Raw genomic sequence first — 6,266 nt, forward strand, 5'->3', positions numbered from 1 at the left:
ATGCCTTGCGCCAGCTTCTTTGCATGACTGTCCAATCGGCGACCATGCCGCGCTGGGATCACGACGATCTGCTTGGCCGCCATAGGCTGGCGCATCCGATCACCCGCCACAACCCGCACCGCGTAGAATCCGCGCAATGGGTCGATCCGCTGCGTGATCTGGGCCGCGCGCGCAATGTATCCGCGATCGTCGGATACTTGTTCAAGCCTTTCAACTGGGCGCCACACGGCGATGACAACAAGACTGCCGAGCTGCATGCGCATACACGGGCTGCCGAACAACCAGTGGGCTCCAGCCGCGTCTGAATAACCGCACATCATCAACGCCCACCGCATGCGCCACGCTCGTCACATCCTGAAACAGCTATTGCGCGAACTGCGGATATTTATCCTGGTGTCGGCGGCGAGCACCGTATTTTTCTACGCGATGTATCGCGATTCGTTCGCCAGCAACCTGATCTATTCGCTTTGCAGCACGCTGTTTATCCAGAGCTTGATCGAGGCGGGCCGCTATGGCCTCGCCTCCCTGATTCGCAAGCGCTCCCCCGATAACCAAGGGGCCCGGCGCAACTGGCCCGGCTGGGAATTGATGGCTCCATGGGTCGTTGTGTCGGGTGTAGTGGGCTACGTCGTCGCGCACATGCTCGGTGATTGGCTGACCGGCGTGCAGCACGCGCCGGCCACGATCACGAACAATCCGCGGGCGATGCTGCTGAGCATGACCGGTGTGTTTGTGTTGTCGCTGGGCATCACGTATTTCTTTTATGCCCGAGGCCGGATGGCCGAGATGGAAACACGTACCGAGACCGCGCTGCGAAGTGCCGCCGAAAACCAGCTCAAGCTGCTGGAGTCGCAACTCGAACCGCACATGCTGTTCAATACGCTGGCCAACCTGCGCGTGCTGATCGCGCAAGACCCGCCGCGCGCCCAGGCCATGCTCGACCGGCTGATTGCGTTTCTGCGCGCGACGCTTGACGCCTCCCGCTCGGGATTGGGATCACATTCGTTGTCCGCGGAGTTTGCGCGTATTGGCGATTATCTCGAGCTGATGCAGACCCGCATGGGAAACCGCCTGAGCACGCGGCTCGATTTACCCGATGACCTCGCAAGGTTGTCGGTGCCGCCGCTACTGCTGCAACCTTTGGTCGAAAATGCCATCAAGCATGGACTTGAACCCAAGGTTGCAGGCGGCTGGATCAGGGTGAGTGCGCAGCGCGAAGGCAGCACGCTCGTGCTTAGCGTCCGCGATACGGGGGCGGGTATCGACGGTCGGGGTGGTGAAGGCCTTGGTGTTTTACCGCCTGCTGGCAGCCGTTTCGGCATCCAGCAGGTTCGTGATCGGCTTGCTGCGCTGTACGGTAAAACCGCTTCGCTTGAACTCATTTCCGCAAGCGATGACGAGGGCGGTACCCTCGCTATCGTGCGCCTTCCGGTATCTTGATCCCGTCCGCTCAGTTGATTCCGTCCGCTGAACATTCGGTGCTGGTCAGAAAAGCCACCGTGCTGATTGCCGAAGTCGAAGCTTTGCGGGATGCATCGGACGACCGGGAACTCGCGGTCTTTCGCGACTGGCTGTTCGGCGCCGCATGACGAGCGTGGACGACCGAGACAACCCCGGTCAATTGAACCCGTGCCGCCTAACCCCGCAGCCGACGAAACTCGCCCAGCCACTCCGACAACACCGCCACCGCTTCGGGCGTCACCGCGTTATATAGCGAAGCCCGCAGGCCGCCGATCGATCGATGTCCTTCCAGGCCATGCAAGCCTTCGCGGCGGGCGTCATCGAGAAACTGAGCTTCCGTGGCTGCATCCGGAAGACGGAAGGCGACGTTCATGGTCGACCGGCAAGCGCGCTCGCCATGCACGCGATAGAAATCCGGCTCGGCATCGAGCGCACGATACAGCCGCTCCGATTTGGCGCGGTTGATCGCCGCCATGTTTTCCACACCGCCTATTTCATCGCGCAGCCAGCGTGTCACCAGCATCAATACATAGATGGCAAACACAGGCGGCGTGTTGTACAGCGAACGCGCTTGAATATGCGTCCGATAATCAAGCAAGGTCGGCAACGCATGGGTCGCCCGTTGAGCGAATTCATCGCGCAGGATCACCAGGGTGACACCGGCCGGCCCGAGGTTCTTCTGCGCATGCGCATAGATCATCGCGTAACGGTCGATATCGAGCGGCGCCGCCAGCAGATTGGAGGACATGTCGCAGACCAGCGGCACCTCACGCAGGCCTGGAATGTCCGTAAATTCCAGCCCCTCGACCGTTTCGTTGGACACGTAATGCAGGTAGGCCGCGTCCGGTGCAAGCTGTAGTTCATCCGGCGCAGGCAAGCGGCGATACCCCTCCGCGCCGCCGTCCCACACCACACGGGTATCTCCTTCATGCAGCGCTTCGACCGGCGCCTTGGCGCTCCAGTAACCCGACACAATGTACTCGGCATGCTTGCCGCTACGGCGCAGGAAGTTCATCGGCAGCATGGAGAACTGCAGGCTGCTGCCGCCCTGCATGAACAGCACGTGGTAGTTGCCGGGAATGTTGAGCAGAACGCGCAGGTTGCGCTCGGCTTCATCGAGGACTGCGCGGAACCAGTCGGATCGATGGCTCATTCCCAGCACCGACAGACCCGTCTCGGGCAACCCGTCGATGGCAACGCTCGTTTCGCGCAGCACCGACGCAGGTAACGCACCCGGTCCGCCGGAGAAGTTCATGGTCTTGTTCATTCAGCCCGCCGTCCGGTGCGCCAGCATCTGCTCGAACGCATCGACGATATGTTGCACATGTTGGTTCTTGTGAGCGAGCACGCCGCTATCGCGCTCGTAGTGCGCGAGCATGGTCGCGTTGGCTTCGAACACGAAGACCTGGCCGTCAGGCAGAAGCGTGAAATCGATACCGCCGTAGTCCAGATCGAGCCGCTGGCCGATAGCCGCAATGGCGTCCATTGCGCGCTCGCCGAGTGCCGCGCGCGGGTTTTGCAGGAAGAGCAGTTCCTCGTCGAGCTTCCACGCGTGGCTCTCCATTTCGGCGGAAAAATAATGCGCGATCCAGTGCGGCGAGATCACGAGATGATAGGGAAGTGGCTGGCGGTCGACGTAGATCACGCGGTACTTGCGGTAGAAGCCATCGACCGACTGGCAATCGCGAAACGCCGTCAGGTACTGGGCGCCTTCTTGCGTCGATAACCGGCTTTCAAGCGTTTCGATTGTGTCGCACAGAACCAGGCCGTCACCACCGTGAGCGGCAACGGGGCGGGCTAGTAGTGGAAATGTGACGGCATGATCGGCGAGTAGCGAAGTGAGTGCTCCAAGGTCCCGTGCTTCGCTCTCTACTTCGTATCGCAAGCACGGCGCGGTCTGTACGTCATCAAGGCCATCAAGCAGCGCGGCCAGCCTATGCCGCGAGGTCGGAGTGATTGCCGAGTTCGGATTGAGCAATGGGCGCGAACACTGCGCCTCGAAACGCGCGAGCCTCCCTTCAAGCGGCGCGGCAATATCCGGATCGCCGATTGCGTTGAACACGAGATCGAAGGCGGGGAGTTGAGCGTCTTCGTCATCGGCGGCGTAGTCGATTGCGTACTTGATACGACGGTTCCTGGTGCCCGGCAACAACGCGTCGAACGGCACATTACCTGTCCTTTTACCCGCGCACAGGATCAGGACGGAACGAGTCCAGCCCGGCGTCTCTTCGATAAAAACCCGCTGGATTCCATAAGCGCGCTCGCGATAAACGTCGGCAAGCGCCGTGTTTCCCTCACTCGCGTAGATAGCGGCAAGGTTCTGGCACGCAACGGCGACGTTCGGATCGAGCGTCAGCACGAGCTGGTACCAGTGCGCGGCGATAGCGTGATCACCTTTCATGAAATAGCCCGTGGCGACGTCGCACAGGCCGTTCGTGCGGGCGTCCGGCGAGCCGCTCGCGTACGCGTCGAGGGTATGCGCTGCGATCAGATGGGCCAGCGCGCCGAGTTCATCGCCGGCGTGGCGGCATGCATCGGCGAGCGTGCGGTGAACCGATGGATCTCGCGACATGATCGCGCTCAAACGATCAATCGGCGCGGGCGAATGCTTGGGGGTGTCGTCGGATTCTTGGGTCATCATGGCCTGGCCGTGCGCATCGGGTCGCTCCATCAATGCGGGTTTCGCAGCATAACGGCCTCGCCCGACATTCCGGTTACAGCCACGCATGCCGTCATTACAAAAGCTTACGCGTCGATTTGAACGCGCTCCATCACGGCTCCATCGCCTTGACGATGATCTGGGCATCCGTGTCCCGTTCGATTCGCTTCAACACCGGTTGCATGGCGGCGAAATCTGCGGGCGTGCAAACCTGCTTGCCGAAGTTCGCTTTCAGATGACGCTCTGCCTGAAACAGGTTCGTCGCGGGATCGAAGACATAACGCGATGAATAATCGAAAAACGCGTTCGTGAAATTCGCGTCGGTTGGCACATCGGTGACTCGAACCGTCTTCGGCAAGGTGACTTGCGCGATTTCATCGAACGCGCCTCCGGTACACATGAATGGCTGGGTTCGCACGCGCTCGGCGAGCAGGTTCTCAACCTGCGTGGCGATTCCGCCGGACAGGCTCGTCAGCGCGGGCAGGGCAGTCGTGCCGGTGGGCCAGACGACATTGTCGAGCGTTCCGTTGATGGTGGTGGTCAGCGGGCCGTTGCTTGCGTCCAGGTCGCTGGCGCTCAGCGTCGCGACACCGCGAAGGCCTGTCGCCCGAAGGCGGGCATCTGCGATCTGCTTGCGGCGCTCGGCGGTCGCGTGCGCCAAGTTCGCCCGCTGCGGCCCGGTGCTCCATCCGGCGTCTTCCACCTGATCGGCGAACGCGGCCGAGCCGTCGGGCGTTACCTCGATCTGCAAGCGTGCCGTGCGGGACAGCGGCTCGGTAGCGGGCGTTCGTGACAGCGTGCCGTCGCCGACCAGCAGCGTTGGACGGTCCATGTCCGCGAGCGGCAGAGCGCCGAATTCGATACTCAAGGCCGTCGAGTCGGCATACAGTCCCAGCCCCGGCAGCCACGTAATGACGTGATTGATCGCGCTGCCGCCATAGCCCGGGACGGACGGCAGCGTATAGACCGAGCCGAGGCTGATCAAGGCCGGCTCGTTCTCGATACCCACTGCAGCCAGCAACGCGCCGTAGAGCGCCACATAGTCCTTGCAGTCGCCATAGCGGTTGGCGAGGATATTGGCAGCCCGGTGGGGGATGGCGGGACTCTGCCCCAGGAACAGCGACACGTAGCGGATGTTGTGGCGTACCCAGTCGTAAAGCGTGGCCGCTTTGGTGCGTGGATCGGTTTCGTCGCGCGTGAGCGATTGTGCGAGGGCACGCACGGCCGGATCGTCCACGCTCGGATCGACGGCGGCGTCCCGATAGCTCGCGGCAAAGCTCCGGTAGTCGGGAAACGTCGACACCATCAGCCGGTCGCCGTACTGCGCATAACCGACCGAGCCCGCTTCCACCCGATCGTAATGAGCCCGGCTGTAGTCGAATTCGTAACGCGTGCGGCCGCCCTGGGTTACGGGCGGCAGGGCTATGTAACCGCGGGCATCGGCATAAAGAGGTTTGTCGGCGGGCAGGTCGAAGATCAGGCGCTGGTTTTCCACCGGGCCACGCTCCGGTTCGACGAAATAATCGAACTGCCCGGCGATGACCGGCTTCGACTGGGTCTTATGAAACCGCAGATGCACGATCGATCCCGCGCTCACCCCTGGAAAGACCACCGCTTTCAGGCGAGCGTCCTCGAACGTGGGAGCGCCCGCCGAACGCGGCTCCTGGATCTCGCGGATCTGGTCGGGCGCGACGATGTGTTTGATGCCGTCGGGGCCGAGCGAGTAGGCATCGCTTATGTCGATGGTTGACGTAGATTTGTCGAACCAGATGTAGCGTTGTGCGATGTCGCCGATACCCGCTGGCGTGTTTGCGCGCAAAGTGGTTTCGTCGTCTTCGGTCAAGGAGCCGTCTTTCGCTACCACGAAGGTGTGGATGTCGCTGACAAGGGTGGACGGCTGCGCGGTTTCGATGGTGTCTATGGCGAATGCCGACTGCGATCCTAACCATGCCAACGACGCAGCCAGCAGTAAGCGTTTTACATCCAGCGATCGAGGATTCATGGAGGGTGGTTTTGCTTGCAGGTTCAACGGGTTATCGTAGCGCAGGTAGTCGTGGGTTAGTGGTTGGGGTCTATGCCGGGGTGGTGCTTTCAGCGTTAGCGGTCTGCGAGAGTCGGATTTTCTCTTTATCACTATTAGCCACTG

General features: G+C 61.6%; 5 protein-coding genes. 2 read left to right on the forward strand and 3 right to left on the reverse strand.

Annotated features, from left to right (window positions below; all coding sequences use genetic code 11):
* The first annotated feature begins 23 nt into the window (after positions 1–23).
* Together HB376_RS29765 and HB376_RS29770 are read left to right on the forward strand one after the other, a co-directional pair.
* Positions 24–305 carry a hypothetical protein gene (locus tag HB376_RS29765; RefSeq protein ID WP_213767265.1) on the forward strand — a complete coding sequence of 94 codons (282 nt, stop codon included), beginning with the start codon at positions 24–26 and terminating at the stop codon, positions 303–305.
* A 28-nt stretch (positions 306–333) separates the two neighbouring features.
* The gene (locus HB376_RS29770) at positions 334–1,440 is read left to right on the forward strand and encodes a histidine kinase (protein WP_213767266.1); all 1,107 of its coding nucleotides are present in this window, start codon (positions 334–336) and stop codon (positions 1,438–1,440) included.
* Positions 1,441–1,636: 196 nt separating this feature from the next.
* On the opposite strand, the gene serC is transcribed toward HB376_RS29770, so the two are convergent.
* The 3 genes from serC to HB376_RS29785 all read right to left on the reverse strand — a co-directional run bounded on the left by serC (position 1,637) and on the right by HB376_RS29785 (position 6,122).
* Positions 1,637–2,728, reverse strand: coding sequence for a 3-phosphoserine/phosphohydroxythreonine transaminase (serC, locus tag HB376_RS29775; RefSeq protein ID WP_213767267.1), 1,092 nt, complete (start codon positions 2,726–2,728; stop codon positions 1,637–1,639).
* The gene (locus HB376_RS29780; protein WP_213767268.1) at positions 2,729–4,102 is read right to left on the reverse strand and encodes a hypothetical protein; all 1,374 of its coding nucleotides are present in this window, start codon (positions 4,100–4,102) and stop codon (positions 2,729–2,731) included.
* A 130-nt stretch (positions 4,103–4,232) separates the two neighbouring features.
* Positions 4,233–6,122, reverse strand: a complete 1,890-nt coding sequence (locus tag HB376_RS29785) for a DUF3857 and transglutaminase domain-containing protein (protein WP_213767269.1) — start codon at positions 6,120–6,122, stop codon at positions 4,233–4,235.
* Positions 6,123–6,266: the final 144 nt, after the last annotated feature.

It is taken from the genome of Caballeronia sp. dw_19, assembly GCF_018449515.1.
In the GTDB taxonomy this organism is placed as follows: domain Bacteria; phylum Pseudomonadota; class Gammaproteobacteria; order Burkholderiales; family Burkholderiaceae; genus Caballeronia.

Excerpts from the sequence above, each read along its gene's own strand:
- HB376_RS29765 (WP_213767265.1), top strand. The coding sequence starts at position 24 with ATGACTGTCCAATCGGCGACCATGCCGCGCTGGGATCACGACGATCTG.
- HB376_RS29770 (WP_213767266.1), top strand. The coding sequence starts at position 334 with ATGCGCCACGCTCGTCACATCCTGAAACAGCTATTGCGCGAACTGCGG.
- serC (WP_213767267.1), bottom strand. The coding sequence starts at position 2,728 with ATGAACAAGACCATGAACTTCTCCGGCGGACCGGGTGCGTTACCTGCG.
- HB376_RS29780 (WP_213767268.1), bottom strand. The coding sequence starts at position 4,102 with ATGATGACCCAAGAATCCGACGACACCCCCAAGCATTCGCCCGCGCCG.
- HB376_RS29785 (WP_213767269.1), bottom strand. The coding sequence starts at position 6,122 with ATGAATCCTCGATCGCTGGATGTAAAACGCTTACTGCTGGCTGCGTCG.